Annotated in this window: 14 protein-coding genes; 10 read left to right on the forward strand and 4 right to left on the reverse strand. The window is 60.6% G+C overall.

The features are described from left to right. Positions 1–61: 61 nt before the first annotated feature. The 7 genes from AMC99_RS09390 to AMC99_RS09420 all read left to right on the forward strand — a co-directional run bounded on the left by AMC99_RS09390 (position 62) and on the right by AMC99_RS09420 (position 7,488). Complete coding sequence (locus AMC99_RS09390; RefSeq protein ID WP_061925900.1) at positions 62–553, forward strand: A24 family peptidase; 492 nt, start codon at positions 62–64, stop codon at positions 551–553. 87 nt (positions 554–640) lie between these two features. Continuing rightward, entirely contained in the window at positions 641–1,735 is a 1,095-nt protein-coding gene (gene cpaB, locus AMC99_RS09395) for a Flp pilus assembly protein CpaB (protein WP_061925903.1), read from the forward strand. Between the two features lie 77 nt (positions 1,736–1,812). Further along, complete coding sequence (locus AMC99_RS09400; RefSeq protein WP_061927888.1) at positions 1,813–3,444, forward strand: type II and III secretion system protein family protein; 1,632 nt, start codon at positions 1,813–1,815, stop codon at positions 3,442–3,444. Positions 3,445–3,462: 18 nt separating this feature from the next. Next, positions 3,463–4,101: a CpaD family pilus assembly protein gene (locus AMC99_RS09405; protein WP_061925906.1), complete on the forward strand. Its 639-nt coding sequence runs from the start codon at positions 3,463–3,465 to the stop codon at positions 4,099–4,101. Positions 4,102–4,104: 3 nt separating this feature from the next. Beyond that, entirely contained in the window at positions 4,105–5,391 is a 1,287-nt protein-coding gene (locus tag AMC99_RS09410) for a pilus assembly protein CpaE (protein WP_061925909.1), read from the forward strand. Between the two features lie 101 nt (positions 5,392–5,492). Next, positions 5,493–6,464 carry a type II secretion system F family protein gene (locus AMC99_RS09415; RefSeq protein ID WP_061925912.1) on the forward strand — a complete coding sequence of 324 codons (972 nt, stop codon included), beginning with the start codon at positions 5,493–5,495 and terminating at the stop codon, positions 6,462–6,464. 16 nt (positions 6,465–6,480) lie between these two features. Continuing rightward, positions 6,481–7,488, forward strand: a complete 1,008-nt coding sequence (locus AMC99_RS09420) for a type II secretion system F family protein (protein WP_061925915.1) — start codon at positions 6,481–6,483, stop codon at positions 7,486–7,488. Positions 7,489–7,544: 56 nt separating this feature from the next. Here AMC99_RS09420 and AMC99_RS09425 read toward each other — a convergent pair whose 3' ends face one another. Together AMC99_RS09425 and AMC99_RS09430 are read right to left on the reverse strand one after the other, a co-directional pair. Continuing rightward, the gene (locus AMC99_RS09425) at positions 7,545–8,021 is read right to left on the reverse strand and encodes a MarR family winged helix-turn-helix transcriptional regulator (protein WP_061925917.1); all 477 of its coding nucleotides are present in this window, start codon (positions 8,019–8,021) and stop codon (positions 7,545–7,547) included. A 52-nt stretch (positions 8,022–8,073) separates the two neighbouring features. Beyond that, a complete protein-coding gene (locus AMC99_RS09430; protein ID WP_061925921.1) occupies positions 8,074–8,949 on the reverse strand; it encodes a crotonase/enoyl-CoA hydratase family protein in 876 nt (291 codons plus the stop codon). Between the two features lie 274 nt (positions 8,950–9,223). On the opposite strand from AMC99_RS09430, the gene AMC99_RS09435 reads away from it, so the two are divergent. Both AMC99_RS09435 and AMC99_RS09440 read left to right on the forward strand, forming a co-directional pair. Continuing rightward, positions 9,224–10,606 (forward strand): NAD-dependent succinate-semialdehyde dehydrogenase, encoded by a 1,383-nt coding sequence (locus tag AMC99_RS09435; RefSeq protein ID WP_061925924.1) that lies wholly within the window; start codon positions 9,224–9,226, stop codon positions 10,604–10,606. Between the two features lie 37 nt (positions 10,607–10,643). After that, the gene (locus AMC99_RS09440) at positions 10,644–11,243 is read left to right on the forward strand and encodes an SDR family oxidoreductase (RefSeq protein WP_061925926.1); all 600 of its coding nucleotides are present in this window, start codon (positions 10,644–10,646) and stop codon (positions 11,241–11,243) included. Between the two features lie 82 nt (positions 11,244–11,325). On the opposite strand, the gene AMC99_RS09445 is transcribed toward AMC99_RS09440, so the two are convergent. Beyond that, entirely contained in the window at positions 11,326–12,111 is a 786-nt protein-coding gene (locus AMC99_RS09445) for an SDR family NAD(P)-dependent oxidoreductase (RefSeq protein WP_061925929.1), read from the reverse strand. Positions 12,112–12,140: 29 nt separating this feature from the next. Next, complete coding sequence (locus AMC99_RS09450; protein WP_061925932.1) at positions 12,141–13,313, reverse strand: acetyl-CoA C-acetyltransferase; 1,173 nt, start codon at positions 13,311–13,313, stop codon at positions 12,141–12,143. 531 nt (positions 13,314–13,844) lie between these two features. Between AMC99_RS09450 and AMC99_RS09455 the strand changes: the two genes are divergently transcribed. Continuing rightward, positions 13,845–16,961, forward strand: coding sequence for a TonB-dependent receptor (locus AMC99_RS09455; protein ID WP_061925935.1), 3,117 nt, complete (start codon positions 13,845–13,847; stop codon positions 16,959–16,961). Positions 16,962–17,097: the final 136 nt, after the last annotated feature.

The raw sequence follows: 17,097 nt of genomic DNA on the forward strand, positions 1-17,097 counted from the left end.
GTTACTTTTTGGTAAGTGATACCCTGTAGCACCGGCCCTCAAAGGGGACTTTGGGGGCCAAATGTTCAGCGCTTATCTTCACTACGGACTGCTCGTGGGCTTGGCAATCGCACTGCTGGTTGCTGCCTTCACCGATATTCGCAGCCGCCAGATTTCGAACTGGCTCAATCTCAGCATCGCCGCTTTCGCACCGGTATTCTGGTGGACCAGCGGCCTTGATCTGTGGCCCGATGTGGCCCTGCAGCTCGGCGTTGCCGTGGCAGCCTTTGCCATTTTGGCCGTTCTGTTCGCCATGAAGATGATGGGCGGCGGCGACGTCAAACTGCTGACTGCGCTCGCCCTCTGGATCGTTCCGTCACTGTTTTTCCAGTTGTTGGTGGTGATGGCCCTGGTCGGCGGCGTGCTGACCGTGGTCGTCGGTGCCTGGCACATCATGCGCCGCGAACGTGACAAGATCGCAGTTCCATACGGTGTCGCAATCGCAGTCGGGGGCCTCTGGGTCCTTGGCGCCCACTATTTTCCGCAGGCCGGCCAGGCGGCCGGTTTGGGATGAACCCGATTTTAACCAATCCGGACTTAGAGACTTAAACCATACCCGCCCGCAAACCGTTTGGGCCGATACGAGGGGGCTAGAATAGCCATGGATAGGAAGAAGCTGGTTTTGCTGCTTGGTGCGCTGGTGATTGCCATCGGTACCGCTTTGGCAGCACGTAGCATGTTTGCCGGCGCTGGCGCGCCAGAGGCTGAAGCTGCCGCTGTCCCGAAAGGTCCGAAGGTGCTGATCGCACAGCGCGGCCTGCCGACCGGCACGATCATCACGCCCGATGCGCTGAGCTTCCAGCAGTGGCCCGAAGAACTGGTCCAGGATGCCTATTTCATCGATGGCGAATCCGACATCAGCCAGCTCGTCGGCACTGTCGTGCGTCATCCGATCACGGCTGGCGAACCTGTGACGATCGGCTCGCTGGTCAAGCCGGGCGATCGCGGCTTCCTTGCTGCGGCTCTCGGCCCGGGCATGCGCGCTGTCACCATCCCGGTTTCGGTCAAGACCGGTGTTGCCGGCTTCGTCTTCCCGGGTGACCGGGTCGACCTCGTCCTGACGCAAACGGTCAAGGGTGACGAAGGCCAGCCGCTTAAGGCTGCCGAAACCGTTCTCCAGAACCTGCGCGTTCTCGCCACCGACCAGAAGACCGAACACAAGACCGGCAAGGACGGCCAGACCGTCGTGAAGGCTTCGCGCACCGTCACTCTCGAAGTGACGCCGAAGATCGCCGAAAAGGTCGCTGTCGCGCAGACGCTCGGCCAGATCAGCCTGGTCCTGCGTTCGATTGCGGACAACCAGGTCGAACTCGAAAAGGCCATCGCCTCGGGTGACATCGTCGTTCCTGACGACGCTACGCCCGAAGAAGAAGAAGCGCTGCTTCGCGTCGCGATGAACCGTCCGATCGACAAGGGCACCACGTTCAGCACGGGCGGCGACGTATCGCGCTTCCAGCGCAGCACCGTTCCGGCCCAGAACAGCTCGGCACGCCAGACGCCGCCGCAGATGGGTGTTCCCGCGCAGGTCAGCGGCACCCCGGTCTATTCCGGTCCGTCGGTCCGCGTGACGCGCGGCAAGTCGACCACCGAAGTACCGGTCGGCTCGGGTGCCGGACGCATTCTTTCCGCGCAGTCGGCAGGCACCGCTGAAGCCGCCCAGACGGTTCCGACCGCTGGCGCAGCGCTGATCCGGTGATGGGGGCCATGATGCGCATTTCGAGCACGAAAAAACCTGCCGACAAGGCAACAGGGATCACGAAGAGGGGCAACACAATGAAACGTCGCCTGACTGCTAAATTGCTGCTTGCGAGCCTGGCCATTGCGCCGCTCACCAGCGTTCCGGTGGAAACCGCGACTGCCCAGTCGGTGCGCGGCCCGGCACAGGATATCGTCCTGTCGATCGGTCGCGGCGAACTCGTCACGATCCCCGGTTCGATGGCCGACGTCTTCATCTCGAACGACTCGGTTGCCGACGTGCAGGTCAAATCGCAGCGCCAGCTCTATGTCTTCGGCAAAGCCGGCGGTCAGACCACGATCTATGCCAGCAATGCTGCCGGTGACGTGATCTGGTCGGCCAACATTCGCGTCGGTTCGAACATCGACAGCATCGACCAGATGCTGGCTCTGGCGATGCCCGAAGCGAAGATTTCGGTCGCTACCATGGGCTCCAACACCGTGCTGCTGACCGGGACGGTTGCCGCCCCTGAAGACGCTGCCGAAGCAGAACGCCTCGTCCAGGCTTTCGTCGGCGACAACAGCAACGTGATCAGCCGCCTGAAGATGGCAACGCCGCTGCAGGTCAACCTGCAGGTCCGCTTTGCCGAAGTCAGCCGTTCGCTGGTTCGTGAAATCGGTTCGAACCTGGCGACCCGCGACAATAGCGGCGGCTTCCTGTTCGGTGTCGGCCGTGGTCGCGACTTCGTTTCGATCGGCGATGCCGATCTCAGCAACTTCCCGGTCGTCGACGCTTCGGATGCGTTCGGCCTGCCTACAGGTTCGCTGTCGCTGCCGTTCAATCCGGCAACCGGCCAGTTCGTTTACGGCGGTACTCAGTACCAGTTCAAAGGCCCGTCGGTCGGCCAGACAGCCATCCAGGCTGCCGGTCGCCTGTTCGGAATGGACATCGCAGCAGGCTTCGACCTCGCCGAACGTATCGGTCTGATCACCACGCTGTCGCAGCCCAACCTGACCGCGCTTTCGGGTGAAACCGCCAACTTCCTTGCCGGCGGCGAATTCCCGATCCCGATCAGCCAGGGCCTCGGCACTACGGCGATCGAATATCGCAACTACGGTGTCAGCCTCGCCTACACGCCGACGGTGCTGTCGAATGGCCGCATCTCGATCCGCGTCCGCCCGGAAGTCTCCGAACTTTCGAGCCAGGGCTCGGTCACGATCAACGGTTTCCAGATCCCTGCCCTCACCATCCGCCGCGCTGAAACGACGGTGGAACTGGGTTCGGGCCAGAGCTTCATGATCGCAGGTCTGATGAGCAACAACTCGCAGAACTCGCTCGACAAGGCTCCGGGCATTGGCGACATGCCGATCATCGGCAACCTGTTCCGCTCGCGCAGCTATCGCAAGGGCGAAACCGAGCTGGTCATCATCGTGACGCCTTATCTGGTCGAACCGGTGAGCGCGAACGAGATCAAACTGCCGACCGACGGCTTCAAGGCCGCCAACGAGATCCAGCAGCTTCTGGGTTACCAGGAACATGACAGCGAATCCGGCGCATCGCGTCCGGGTCCGACATCGGTCGACAAGGATGCACCGCCGCCAGCGGTCAGCCAGGTCGAACCTGCTGCCATCGTTCCCGGCAGCCAGCAGACCGTCTCGCGCCAGGCGCAGGACAAGAAGCGCAAGAAAGACCTCCGCGCCGAAACGGCCGCGCCCGGTTTCAGCCTCTAATCGAGAAAGGTGAGTACAATGCCCATTGCAAATCACAGCAAGCTCGCAGGTGCCCTCGCCCTCTCGCTCGGCCTGGTGCTGGGTGGATGCGGCGGCATGCCGACCAATCGGAGCCTCTACAGCGTCAACCAGCCGGTTGTTGAGCGGACCAATTATTCGCTCGACGTCGACACCGGCAGTGGCGGCCTGACCATCCCCGAACAGCAGCGTGTCGCTGGCTGGTTCGAGGCGATGGACCTCGGCTATGGCGACCGCGTCGCCATCGAAGATCCTATGGCCAGCGAAGCCACGCGCGATGCGGTTGCCCGCCTCGCCGGGCGTCACGGCATCCTCGTCGAAGATACCGCACCGGTCACTTCCGGTTTCGTCCAGCCCGGCCAGGCCCGCATCGTGCTGACCCGCACGGAAGCCTCGGTTCCGAACTGTCCGAACTGGTCGACTTCGTCGGACATGAACTACAACAACGCGACCTCAACCAACTACGGTTGCGCGGTGAACAGCAACTTCGCCGCCATGGTCGCGAACCCGCAGGATCTTATCGAAGGGCAAAAGGGCACGGGCGAAACCGTGATCATGAGCTCGAAGAAAGCCATCGACAGTTATCGCAGCCAGACGCCGACCGGCGCAGGCGGCCTTGGCAAGAGCGGAGGGAAGTAAGTCATGAATGCGCCTTGGAAATCCGGCATGCCGGGCAACCGCGATCCCTTCGCCGCTTACATCTGCGACGATGCAGCACTCGACGTGCTTCGTCCGGTCGTGATCGAGCTGGGATGGCAGCCTGAGAAGTGCAACAAGGGCGGTCTGCGTAACGCGATCCAGTCGCTAAGTGTCAGCGCCAGCCCGAACATCCTGCTGGTCGACCTGTCGGAAAGCGGAGATCCGCTGAACGACATCAACGCCCTCGCCGAGGTTTGCGAACCCGGCACGGTGGTGATCGCGATCGGCCAGGTCAATGACGTGCGCCTCTATCGCGACCTGCTCGCCAGCGGCATTCACGACTACCTGCTGAAACCGCTTTCGGCCGGCTCGCTTCGCGATGCCCTGAACCAGGCCCAGGCCGTGTTCACTGCACCGCGCAACGCCGAAGGTGAAGGCGTCAAGCGTCACATCTCGACGGCAGTCGTCGGCGCGCGTGGCGGCGTGGGTGCATCGACCCTTGCAACCTCGCTCGCATGGCAGTTCAGCGAAGAGCACAAGGCCCCGACGGCCCTGTTCGACCTCGACGTCCACTTCGGCACCGGTGCCCTGGCACTGGATCTCGAACCGGGCCGCGGCCTGACCGACGCGATCGATAATCCGAGCCGCATCGACGGCCTGTTCATCGAACGCGCCATGATCCGTGCGAACGACAATCTGTCGATCCTGTCGGCAGAAGCTCCGATCAGCCAGCCGCTGATGACCGACGGCGCTGCTTTCGTGCAACTGGAGGAAGAATTCCGCCAGGCGTTCGAAATGACGGTGGTCGACCTGCCGCGCAACATGCTGATCAATTTCCCGCATGTTCTGGCGGACGTGAACCTGATCCTGCTGACCACGGAAATGACGCTCGCTTCGGCACGCGACACCATCCGTATCCTCAGCTGGCTGAAAACCAATGCGGCGCATGCTCACATCATGATCATCGCCAACAAGGTCCAGCCCGGCGTTGCCGAGATCAGCAAGGCGGATTTCGAAGCCTCGATCGAACGCAAGATCGACTTCACCATCCCTTACGACGTCAAGGCGGCAGCCAATGCCGCCAAGCTCGGACAGACCTTCATCGCGGCCAACAAGTCCTCGAAGGCTTCGGGCGTGATGAAGCAGATCGCCGAACGTGTGATGGGTGCAAGCGAAGAAGACCTTTCGAGCCTGGAGACAGAGAAAAAGTCGCTGCTTGGCGGTTTCGATCTCAAGTCGCTGCTGGCGAAGAAGGAAAAGAAGGCCGCAGCTCCGGAACCTGCTGAATAACAGCGGTTCTCCCTGCCAGCGGATCAAGGTCCGGTGGCAGGGGCGGCCTGCCCGCGTCCTGCGGGCGATTGAATTGAAGACGGAAAGGCGGGACACAGCGCATGACCACTTTGCAAATCCTTCTAGTCGCGGGCGTTGTGTTGAGCGTCCTCGCCGGAGGCTACATGCTCGTGGCCGGTCCGTCTCCCTCGAAGGAAAGCCACAGGCGCCTTCAGGCGGTGCGCTATCGTCACTCGGAAAGCACCGACACCAAGGTTGAATCGCAGCTCAAGAAGGCGATCGCCTCGCGCAAGCCGAAGGCTCACGTGGTGGCCGGGTCGGGTTCGCGTATCGAAGCGCTCGAAATGCGCCTGGACCGCACCGGCAAGGGCTGGACGCTGTCGCAGTACCTCTACGCATCGCTCGGCATCGCGCTGTTCATTACAGTCGTCGTGTTCCTGCGCACGGGCGCGTTCATGATGTCGGCTGGCGTGGGCCTGCTGATCGGTGCCGGCCTGCCGCACATGGCGGTGAACTACCTGATCAACAAGCGGACCAACAACTTCAACGGCAAGTTTCCCGACGCCATCGAACTGCTCGTTCGCGGCCTGCGTTCCGGCTTGCCGGTGACCGAAACTCTCGGCGTGGTCGCACAGGAAGTGCCCGGACCTGTCGGCGAAGAATTCAAGGCTGTGACCGAACGCATCAAGATCGGTCGCACGATGGAAGAATCGCTGCAGGATACGGCCGACAGGCTCAATATCCCGGAATTCAACTTCTTCTGCATCACCCTCGCCATCCAGCGCGAAACCGGTGGTAACCTGGCCGAAACGCTTTCGAACCTTTCGGACGTTCTGCGCAAGCGCGCCCAGATGAAGCTGAAGATCAAGGCGATGAGCTCTGAATCGAAAGCATCGGCCTACATCGTCGGTTCGCTGCCCTTCATCGTGTTCGGCCTGATCTGGTGGATCAACCCGTCGTACATCGGCGGCTTCTTCGAGGACGATCGCCTGATCGTCGCCGGTCTCGGCGGCATGGTCTGGATGTCGATCGGCGCCTTCATCATGGCCAAGATGGTCAACTTCGAAATCTGAGCGAGGACGGATAGCAATGCTTGAACAGCCAACCGGACCCCAGCTTCTCGGTTTCGACGTCATCCTCGTCGGGACCATCCTGGCCGGCCTTGCCGCCATGGCGGTGATGTTCGCGATCTATACTGCGGTCACGATCAAGGACCCGATGGCAAAGCGCGTGAAGTCGCTCAACGACCGCCGCGACGAGCTCAAGGCAGGTATCGTCACGTCGAGCGCGAAAAAGCGCGCCAGCCTGGTCCGCAAGACCGAAGGCACCGACAAGATGAAGCAGCAGCTGGAGGGCATGAAGGTCCTTCAGCAGAGCCAGATCGAGGACATCCAGCAGAAGCTGGCGCATGCCGGCTACCGAAACAAGGAACTGGCGGTTTACATCATCGCACTGCGCATGGTGCTGCCGATCATGCTCGGCGTGCTCGGCGTCGTCATGATTTACGTCATCGATTACTTCCCGGATTGGGGTTCGATGAAGCGTATCGGCGCGATGGGGCTGTTGCTTTACCTGGGCTACAAGGGCCCGGAAATGTTCCTCAAGAACAAGGCGGACAAGCGCACAGGTGAAATCCGCAAGGGCCTGCCGGACGCGCTCGACCTCCTGGTCATCTGCGCCGAAGCAGGTCTGACCGTCGACGCCGCCTTCAACCGCGTCGCCAAGGAACTGGGCCGTGCCTATCCCGAACTCGGCGACGAGTTTGCACTGACGGCGATCGAACTTTCGTTCCTGAACGAGCGCAAGAAGGCCTTCGACAACCTTGCCTACCGCGTCGATCTGGAAGCGGTCAAAGGCGTGGTCACGACGATGGTCCAGACCGAACGCTATGGTACTCCGCTGGCTTCCGCACTGCGCGTATTGTCGGCCGAATTCCGTAACGAGCGCATGATGCGCGCCGAAGAAAAAGCTGCCCGCCTTCCGGCCATCATGACCGTGCCGCTGATCTGCTTCATTCTCCCGGTGCTGTTTATCGTCATTCTCGGCCCGGCGGCCTGTTCAATCGCCGATGCCTTCGCCGGCAAGCCCGGTCGATAGAGAGAAAAAGCGGCCGCCCTATCGGCGCGAACCGCAAGGCAGGGGCCGTCTCCGCGTCAGTCGCGCGGGGCGGCCCCTAGCTTTTCGGCCTGGTCGAATACGCGCTTCAGCATGGCGCGAAAGGCTTCTCTTTCGGAATCCCCGAAAGCTGCGAAGATTTCTTCCTCCATCGCCAGCGCCAACGGCATGATCTCGCCGCGCATGGCTCGCCCTTCGGACGTGAGCGCCAGATGATGCGAGCGGCCATCGGCGCTGTTCGGCTGGCGTTCGAGAAGGCCCCGTTCTTCCAGCACTTTGCACGCGCGATTGACCGCAACCTTGTCCATCAACGTTGCTTCCGTCAGCTCGCGCTGGGTCGCTTCGCCAGCATCGCCGAGCACGGCCATCACGCGCCACTCGGTGATCTTCAGCCCGAACCGCGAGCGATAACGCTGCGCGATCAGGCTGCTGACCGCATTGGAGGTAATCGACAGCTGGTACGGCAGGAAATCCGCCAGCTGCCCCTGCTTGTTCTTCGATCCCGCTCCAGTCATACGTTGGTTTCTAATGCAACCAACGTTCATGACAAGCGCAGCCAATCTTTGGTCAGCGAAAGTCTGGCTCGTCCCACCACGGATAGAAGTCGGGCATGTTTTGACTGACAGTGTCGGGATAGTTCGGCGGACGCTTCTCGAGGAAACTCATCACGCCTTCCTTCGAGTCCGCGCTCTTGCCGAGGCGATAGATCGCCCGGCTATCGACCCGATGCGCCATCATCGGATGCTCGGTTGCCGAAAGCCGCCACAGCATGGCGCGGGTCATGGCGACCGAAACTGCCGAGGTGTTGTCCGCGATCTCGCGCGCGATGGCGATCGCGGCGTCCATCAATTCGCCTTGCGGGTGGACGGAGCGGACCAGGCCGCGCTCCTTGGCTTCGGCAGCATCGAAGATCCGGCCGGTCATGCACCATTCGAGAGCCGTCTGCATTCCAACAAGGCGCGGGAGGAACCAGCTCGAGCATGCTTCCGGCGTGATGCCGCGGCGCGCGAAAACGAAACCGAACCGGGCATTGTCGCTGCACAGGCGCATGTCGAATGGCAGCTGCATGGTCGCACCGACGCCGACCGCAACGCCATTGCAGGCACCGATCAGGGGCTTTTGCGAATTGAACAGGCGCAGGGTCAGGCGTCCACCGCCATCACGAACGCGTTCATCGGACAGAGTTTCGACCGGGTCGTGGCGGGCAAAGACATTTCCGTCCGATCCTTCCGGTGTCAGGTCCGCACCCGCGCAAAACGCACGGTCGCCATGACCGGTAACGATCACCGCACGCACGCTGTCATCGGCATCGGTGTCGTCGATCGCCGCGATCATTTCATCCATCATCGTGTGAGTGAAAGCGTTCATCTTTTCCGGACGATGAAGCGTCAGCGTGGCAATACCGTCGGCTTTGTCGAGATTGATCTGGGTGAATTCCGTCATCTGCAATGTCCCTCCAATTCCAACTGGATGGAACACATGGAACACAGTCTTGGCAAGCAAATCAGGCCGCCGCGGGGCGACTTTTTTCGCAGCGAACTGGCAGGCAGGTCGGTAACATCGATTGTCATGCCGACAGCCTTAATTCCGGGCCGCAAGGTAGGAAATACAACCAGCCGATCGGTTCCAGCGGTCGGTTAAAATACTTTCCGGAACATCATGCCCTTGGGGGCCGTTCAATACGGGAGAACCCAATTCAATCATTCGAAGGCACCCCATGGCGCAAATAACGACAAACAACCCGGCAACACGCGAAACCATCGCAACCTACGACCTGATGTCGAAGGACGAAGCGTTTGCGAAAATCGAGGCAGCACACGAAGCCTTCCTCGATTGGCGCACCCGCAGCCACGAAGACCGTGGCGAAATCCTGCGCAAGATTGCCAAGATGCTCCGCGACAATTCCGGCCGCATCAGCGAGATGATGACGCGCGAGATGGGCAAATTGCTCAAGGACGGCGCAACCGAGGTCGAGATTTGCGCCCGCATCTTCGAATACACCGCCGACAATGGCCCGTCCGAATTAGCGGACGAAGAGCGCACGCATTCGGGCGGCAAGAAGCGCGGCATCGTGACCTATTCCCCCATCGGCGTGATCTATTCGATCCAGCCGTGGAACTTCCCGCTTTACCAGCCCGTGCGCGTGCTGGCCGCGAATGCGATGGCGGGTAACGCCTGCATCCTCAAGCATGCCTCGATCTGCACCGGCAGCGGCTTGCTGCTGCGCGATCTGTGCCTCGAAGCGGGTCTCCCCGAAGGCCTCTTCGACGTGGTGCTGGTCGATCACGATGTGTCGGATGAGATCATCAAGCATGACAAGATCCGCGCCGTTACCATGACCGGCAGCGACGGAGCCGGAAGGCACATCGGCAAGACGGCGGCCGAAGCGCTGAAGAAAACCGTGCTCGAGCTGGGTTCGAACGACGCCTATCTCGTGCTCGAAGACGCAGACATCGATCTGGCAGTGAAGACCTGCGTTGCCGGGCGTCTCTACAACAATGGCGAAACCTGCGTTTCGGCCAAGCGCTTTATCGTGACCGAGACGGTTTACGATGACTTCGTCGAGGCTTTCGTGGAGCGCATGAAATCGGCCAAGATGGGCGATCCGACCAGCGAGGACACGCAGCTCGGTCCGGTCTCCAGCAAGGAGCAGTTCGAAACGCTGGTTGAGCAGGTGCAGAAGAGCGTCGATGGCGGCTGCACGCTGCTGTGCGGCGGCGATCCGGAGGACGATCCCGATGGCTGGTATTACCCTGCAACCGTGCTCGCCGACTGCAAGCCCGGCACGCCCGCTTATGATGACGAGCTGTTCGGCCCCGTCGCTTCGGTTATCCGCGCCAAGGACGACGACGATGCGATGCGTATTGCCAACGACAGCCGCTATGGCCTTGGCGGCGGTATCTTCTCCAAGGACGAAGACAAGGCGATCCGCCTTGCGCGCGATCATTTCGATACAGGAATGATCCGCATCAATTCCTTTGGGGCGGCAGACCCCAACATGCCTTTCGGCGGTGTGAAGGACAGCGGATACGGCCGCGAACATGGCGGGTTCGGGATGAAGGAATTCGTCAACGCGAAAGCCATTTTCCTGCCCTCGTAATCAGCGCAACAAGCACACGAAATACACGGAGAATATTATGCAAATCCTCATCGCCGGCGCGACCGGCAATACAGGCCTTCGCCTTACCAAAGAACTGGCAAAACGCGGTCACACGCCCGTCGCCATGGTCCGCGAAAGTTCGGACACGTCAGGACTGCCGAAAGAGGCAGTTCGGGTAAAAGCCGACCTGACCGATCTGGACCCGAGCGTAACCGATGGCTGCGACGTCGTGGTGTTCGCTGCCGGTTCAGGCGGTGACACGAGTGAAGAAATGACCGACAAAGTCGACCGTGATGGCGCTATCAGCCTGATTGATATTGCCGAAAAAGGCGGCGTACGCCGGTTCGTCATGCTGAGTTCGGTCGGCGCGGATAATCCGCCAGAAGACAGTGACCTGAAGCATTACCTCGAGGCAAAACATGCCGCCGACGAGCACCTGATCAAGAGCTCGCTGGAATATGCGATTCTGCGTCCCGTCCATCTGACCGACGATGGCCCGACCGGCAAAGTGCTGCTTGGCGATGACGTGGATCCGAATGCAAAGGCGGCGCGCGGTGACGTGGCGCAGTTGCTGGCCGATGCGGCGGAAAAAGCAGACTGGCGCGGTACCGTCACGCTGATGCAAACCGCCTACTGATCGCGGCCTTCCTCCCAAACGCAAAGCGCCGCCCGTTCCTCTTTCAAACGGGCGGCGCTTATACATTTGAAGGCTTTGCCGCTTAGCGCGGGGCCATACGAATGGCACCATCGAGGCGGACGTCCTCGCCGTTGAAATAGCCAGTTTCGATCATGCACATTGCAAGCTTGGCATATTCGCTCGGCACGCCGAGGCGCTTGGGGAACGGAACCGAGGCAGCCAGCGCATCGCGAACGTTCTGCGGCGCTGCGGCGAGCAGCGGGGTATCGAAGATGCCCGGCAGGATCGTGTTCACGCGGATGCCTTCGTTCATCAGGTCGCGCGCGATAGGCAGGGTCATGCCGATGACGCCAGCTTTCGATGCCGAATAGGCGGCCTGGCCGATCTGGCCGTCTTCACCGGCAACCGACGCGGTGTTGACGATCGCGCCGCGCTCGCCGTTTTCGTCGAGCGGATCGAGCGTCAGCATCCCGGCAGCCGACTTGGCGATGCAGCGGAACGTGCCGATGAGGTTCACCTGGATCACGAAATCGAAGGCGCTGATCGGGAAGTGCTTGATCGAACCGTCTTCCTTCGAGCGGCTGGCGGTCTTGATCGCATTGCCGATACCGGCGCAATTGACGAGAATGCGTTCCTGGCCATGCGCCTCGCGCGCCTTGGCAAAGGCTGCGTCGACTTCTTCGTCGCTGGTCACATTGACCTTGCAGAACACGCCGCCGAGTTCGGCTGCGAGCGCCTCGCCCTTCTCGGCGTTCATGTCGAAGATTGCGACCTTTGCGCCCTTGGCTGCGAGAGCGCGGGCAGTTGCCGCGCCGAGGCCCGATGCACCGCCGGTTACGACTGCGGGGGTATTTGCACTGACTTCCATCAAATTGTCCTCTCAGGATTTGGGGTGTTTCAAAGCGCCTCGATGATCGTGACGTTGGCGACGCCGCCGCCTTCGCACATCGTCTGGAGGCCGTATTTCTTGCCGTGGCGGTGGAGCGCGTGGACCAGTGTCGCCATCAGCTTCGTGCCCGAAGCGCCGAGCGGGTGGCCAAGCGCGATCGCGCCGCCGTGAACGTTGAGCCGGTCGGGATCGGCGCCTGTATGCTTCAACCAGGCGAGCGGAACCGGAGCGAATGCCTCGTTCACTTCATAGAGATCGATGTCGCCGATCTTCATGCCTGCGCGTTGCAGCGCGCGGTCGGTGGCGAACAGCGGCTCCTCCAGCATGATCACCGGATCGCCTGCGGTCACGGTCATGTTGTGGATGCGGGCGAGCGGCGTAAGGCCATGAGTTTTCAGCGTTTCTTCGTTGACCACCAGCACTGCCGAAGACCCGTCGCAGATCTGGCTGCTGGTCGCTGCGGTGATGGTGCCTTCAGGGCTCAGAAGCTTCACGCCCGAGATGCTTTCAAGCGTCGCATCGAAACGGATACCCTCATCGACGGTGTGCATTTCGGTGCCGTCCGGGGTCTCGATTTCGATCGGCACGATTTCCTTGTCAAAAGCACCGGCCTTGGTCGCTTCGATCGCCTTCAAATGGCTGCCGAGCGCGAAGCGGTCGAGATCGTCCTTGGTGAAGCCGTGCTTCTTCACGATCATCTCGGCGCCCATGAACTGAGACCACTGGATGCCGGGATATTTTTCCTCGAGACCGGGCGACTTGTAGTTACCCAGACCCTCTTTCATGTGGAACATGGCGGTCGAGCCCATCGGCACGCGGCTCATGCTTTCGACACCTGCCGCGATCACGGCGTCCTGCGTCCCGCTCATGACGGCCTGCGCGGCAAACTGGATGGCCTGCTGCGAGGAACCGCACTGGCGGTCGATAGTCACAGCCGGTGTGCTTTCACCGAGGTGCTTGGTTGCGAGAACCGCATTGCGGCCAACCTGCATGGCCTGCTCGCCGCCCTGGCTGACACAGCCCATCACCACATCGTCGATTGCCTTGGGATCGATGCCGCTGCGCTCGATAATTGCGTCGAGCGATTTCGCCGCGAGATCGACCGGATGGACGCCTGCGAGCCTCCCACCACGACGCCCGCCGGCAGTCCTGACAGCTTCGACGATATAGGCAGTGCCCATGCAGATTCTCCCAATTGGTTGCTATTTGCCACTCGCGTAAGCAGGCTTTACGTAGGCGTCAACTTCCAATGCCCGCTGAAGCATGAATTTCAGAGGGAGGGAACACCTATGAGCCGGCAATATATGGAGCCTGTCGGGGCGTCATGAAGCTGCAAGAATCTTGGCCGAAAGGGCACCGCAAAGTGGCCATTTCGCGAGATTCGGCTCGGGACACATCGTTGTCGCGCTGCAAGCCCGTCACATTCGGTGTTACAAAATGGCGCAAATCACGCCCGAAAGGGCAAGATGATTTCGCGCCCACGCCTCGTTGTGCCGTATTTGCCACACCGATTTCTGCATCGCCAAATGGCGGGACCAATCCTTTTGCATTGGCTGGTCGGATGAGTAATCACCCGTCCATTCCGCATAATTGCAATGCCCGAGGGGGAAGGTGCAATTTACGCGGAAAGAACGTGCCTGCCGGGTATCCTGCCCTCAGGCTCTGACAAAGGGACTATAAAGCCAATGACAACTAGCAATCTTCGCAAAAGGATGCTGGCTACGGGGTCCGCACTGCAAGCTGTTGCGCTTCTCGGCGCTGGCGTTGCTGCGGGTACCGTTGCGATCGCACCTGCTGCCGCACAGGACTATACGTCCGGCGCTATTTCGGGCCAGGTGACCGATGAGAGCGGCGCTCCCATCAGCGGCGCAACCGTGACCGTAACCTCGAACGATACTGGCGTCAGCCGTACGACCACTTCTGCTGCAAACGGTAGCTTCCGCATTGCCGCTCTTCCGGTCGGCAACTACGACATCGTTGTCGATGCTGGTGGTTACGATAACTTCACCGGTTCGGGCGTTGCGATCCTCGGTTCGCAGACCGCGACCGTCGAAATCCCGATGACGCAGACGGGTTCGGCAATCGTCGTTACCGGTTCGCGCATCATCCGCGACTTCAGCGGCACCACGACCGGCCTCAACGTCGACGTTGAAGAACTCGCCAAGACCGTTCCGGTCAGCCGCGACCTCACGTCGGTCATGCTGCTCGCACCGGGCACGACCAAGGGTGACTCGGCATTCGGCAACCTTGCCTCGATCGGCGGTTCGTCGGTTGCTGAAAACGCCTACTACCTCAACGGCCTGAACATCACGAACTTCGACAACTATCTTGGTTCGGCTCGTGTTCCGTTCGAATTCTACCGTTCGATCGAAGTCAAGTCGGGCGGTTACCCGGCTGAATTCGGCCGTGCGACCGGTGGTATCGTCAACGCCGTCACGAAGTCGGGTGGTAACGAGTTCACTGCTGCACTGCACCTGAACTGGGAACCTGACTTCCTGAAGTCGGAAGGCAAGAACCTCACCAGCTGCTCGTATGTCGATTCGACCGATCCGACCCTCGGTGTCAACTGCTCGAACTCGACCTATCGCGCAGCCGACGAAGCCGACTCGTACTCGGCAGTCGCCGAACTGGGCGGCCCGATCATCAAGGATCGTCTGTTCTTCTACGGCCTCGTGGAATTCCGCGAATCGGAATCGACCACGATCAACCTGAACTCGGGTCTCGCGATCCACGACAAGCAGAACGATCCGTTCTGGGGCATCAAGCTCGACGCGTATCCGATCGACGGTCACCACCTCGAGTTCACGATGTTCGACACGACCCGCACGACGCGTCGTGACTACTACTCGTACTCGATCGAAAACGGCCAGGGTCTTGCTGGTTCAGTTCAGGACTTCAACTTCGGTGGGCGCAGCTACGTTGCGAAGTACACCGGCAACCTGACGGACTTCCTGACGGTTTCGGGCGCCTACGGTAAGATGAAGGACAACTTCGAGAACGTCGGCGTCGCTGGTGACGCTGCACTTCCTGCAGTTCGTAACTTCGGCTCGTCCGTTTTCCTGTCGGACGGCACTGAGGTTCCGTACCTCGGCTTCACCAACGGTCAGGCTTCGGCATCGACCAGCAGCCCGTACAAGACCGAGCGTGAATTCTACCGCGCAGACGTCGACCTGTACTTCCAGGCGTTCGGTGAACACCACCTTCGCGTTGGTTTCGACCAGGAAGACAACACGCTGCAGGAAGCTGCAGTGCGTACCGGCGGTCAGTACCTGCTCGACCGTGGCATCCTGACTCAGGAAGCTTTCAGCGCAGGTTACGGTAACGCTGGTCTCTACTACCAGCTTCTCACGCCGACCATTCTGCAGATCAACTACTTCAACTCGTCGGGCCAGTTCAAAGCTCGTAACCGTGCGTTCTATGCTCAGGACGAATGGACCCCGATTGAAGGTCTGACTCTGAGCCTGGGCGTTCGTCGCGATGACTTCATCGTGAAGAAGGCCGACGGTTCGGACTATGTGACGCAGAAGGACAACTGGGCTCCGCGCCTCGGCCTGACCTTCGACGTGTTCCCGGAAATGAACGGTCAGTTCAAGGCTTTCTACGGCCAGTACTACCTGCCGTTCGCTTCGAACACGGCGTTCCGTCAGGTTGGTTCGGAAATCTACGTCCGCGAACGCTTCTACTATGATGGCTTCGACGGCGACGGTATCCCTGTCCTGACCGGCCAGTTCACCGGCAGCGCGTCCTATCAGGGCAACTGTCCGATCGACCTGACCACGTACGCGTTCTCGACCGGCACCTACTGTAACGTTACCGGTAACGGTGAAGTTGCTCCGTCGACGGCTCTTATCGATGCAAACCTGAAGGCAACCAAGCAGACCGAATGGATCCTTGGTTACGAGCAGGACATCGGTCAGTTCCGCGCCGGCATCAGCTACATCCACCGTGAACTGAACCGCACCGCGGAAGACGTTGCCATTGACGAAGCAGTCAACAAGTACTGCGTCGATCAGGGTATCACGGGCTGTTCGTCGACCTGGACCGGTTTCCACCAGTACGTCATCACGAACCCCGGTTCGGACATGACGGTTGCTCTGGACGGTCTCGACGGCCGTGTCGTAACCTTCAGCGCCGAAGACCTCGGCTATCCGAAGGCAAAGCGTACCTATGACGCAGTCGAATTCACCTTCGAACGTCCGTTCGACGGTGTCTGGACGATGGGTGGTAGCTACACCTGGTCGAAGAGCAAGGGTAACTCGGAAGGCTTCGTTCAGTCCGACTTCGGTCAGGACGACGCCGGTATTACTCAGGACTTCGACCAGCCGGGCTTCACCGATGGCGCGTACGGCTACCTGCCGAACGATCGTCGCCACCGGTTCAAGTTCTGGGGTGCCTACAAGTTCGACAACAAGTTCACTGTCGGTCTTAACGGTAGCGTGTCGTCGCCGCGTTCGCTTAGCTGCTTCGGCTATGACCCGCGTGCGAACTTCCTGACGCCGAATGATCCTTACAGCGCATTCGGTAACGCCTACGGTGCTGCTTCGCACTTCTGTGACGGCGAACTCTCGCCGCGCGGTACCGCTCAGAAGAGTGACTGGGTCAGCAACTTCGACCTGAAGTTTGCTTACGAAGTTCCGATCGGTGGTGAACGTGGCCTCACGCTGCGCGCCGACGTCTTCAACCTGTTCAACTCGCAGGCTGTCCAGGCTCGTAACGAAATCGGCGATTTCGATAACGGCACGGACTACATCCCGGCACCGAGCTACGGCCTGCCGGCGACTTACCAGACTCCGCGTTACGTCCGTCTGGGCCTCGACATCGAGTTCTAAGGTCAACGCGAATCATAAAGAGGGGGGCGGACTTCGGTCCGTCCCCTTTTTTATGCCCGGTCTCGGTGAAGATGCATTCGCAGGACGCACGCGCGGATGGCACTCCAGGCCGAGCGCACCACGGGGATTGATCAGA

Source organism: Altererythrobacter epoxidivorans (assembly GCF_001281485.1).
Taxonomy (GTDB): Bacteria; Pseudomonadota; Alphaproteobacteria; order Sphingomonadales; family Sphingomonadaceae; genus Erythrobacter; species Erythrobacter epoxidivorans.

Excerpts from the sequence above, each read along its gene's own strand:
- AMC99_RS09430 (WP_061925921.1), bottom strand. The coding sequence starts at position 8,949 with ATGACGGAATTCACCCAGATCAATCTCGACAAAGCCGACGGTATTGCC.
- AMC99_RS09405 (WP_061925906.1), top strand. The coding sequence starts at position 3,463 with ATGCCCATTGCAAATCACAGCAAGCTCGCAGGTGCCCTCGCCCTCTCG.
- AMC99_RS09440 (WP_061925926.1), top strand. The coding sequence starts at position 10,644 with ATGCAAATCCTCATCGCCGGCGCGACCGGCAATACAGGCCTTCGCCTT.
- AMC99_RS09435 (WP_061925924.1), top strand. The coding sequence starts at position 9,224 with ATGGCGCAAATAACGACAAACAACCCGGCAACACGCGAAACCATCGCA.
- AMC99_RS09450 (WP_061925932.1), bottom strand. The coding sequence starts at position 13,313 with ATGGGCACTGCCTATATCGTCGAAGCTGTCAGGACTGCCGGCGGGCGT.
- AMC99_RS09425 (WP_061925917.1), bottom strand. The coding sequence starts at position 8,021 with ATGACTGGAGCGGGATCGAAGAACAAGCAGGGGCAGCTGGCGGATTTC.
- AMC99_RS09410 (WP_061925909.1), top strand. The coding sequence starts at position 4,105 with ATGAATGCGCCTTGGAAATCCGGCATGCCGGGCAACCGCGATCCCTTC.
- cpaB (WP_061925903.1), top strand. The coding sequence starts at position 641 with ATGGATAGGAAGAAGCTGGTTTTGCTGCTTGGTGCGCTGGTGATTGCC.
- AMC99_RS09415 (WP_061925912.1), top strand. The coding sequence starts at position 5,493 with ATGACCACTTTGCAAATCCTTCTAGTCGCGGGCGTTGTGTTGAGCGTC.
- AMC99_RS09420 (WP_061925915.1), top strand. The coding sequence starts at position 6,481 with ATGCTTGAACAGCCAACCGGACCCCAGCTTCTCGGTTTCGACGTCATC.
- AMC99_RS09445 (WP_061925929.1), bottom strand. The coding sequence starts at position 12,111 with ATGGAAGTCAGTGCAAATACCCCCGCAGTCGTAACCGGCGGTGCATCG.
- AMC99_RS09455 (WP_061925935.1), top strand. The coding sequence starts at position 13,845 with ATGCTGGCTACGGGGTCCGCACTGCAAGCTGTTGCGCTTCTCGGCGCT.
- AMC99_RS09400 (WP_061927888.1), top strand. The coding sequence starts at position 1,813 with ATGAAACGTCGCCTGACTGCTAAATTGCTGCTTGCGAGCCTGGCCATT.
- AMC99_RS09390 (WP_061925900.1), top strand. The coding sequence starts at position 62 with ATGTTCAGCGCTTATCTTCACTACGGACTGCTCGTGGGCTTGGCAATC.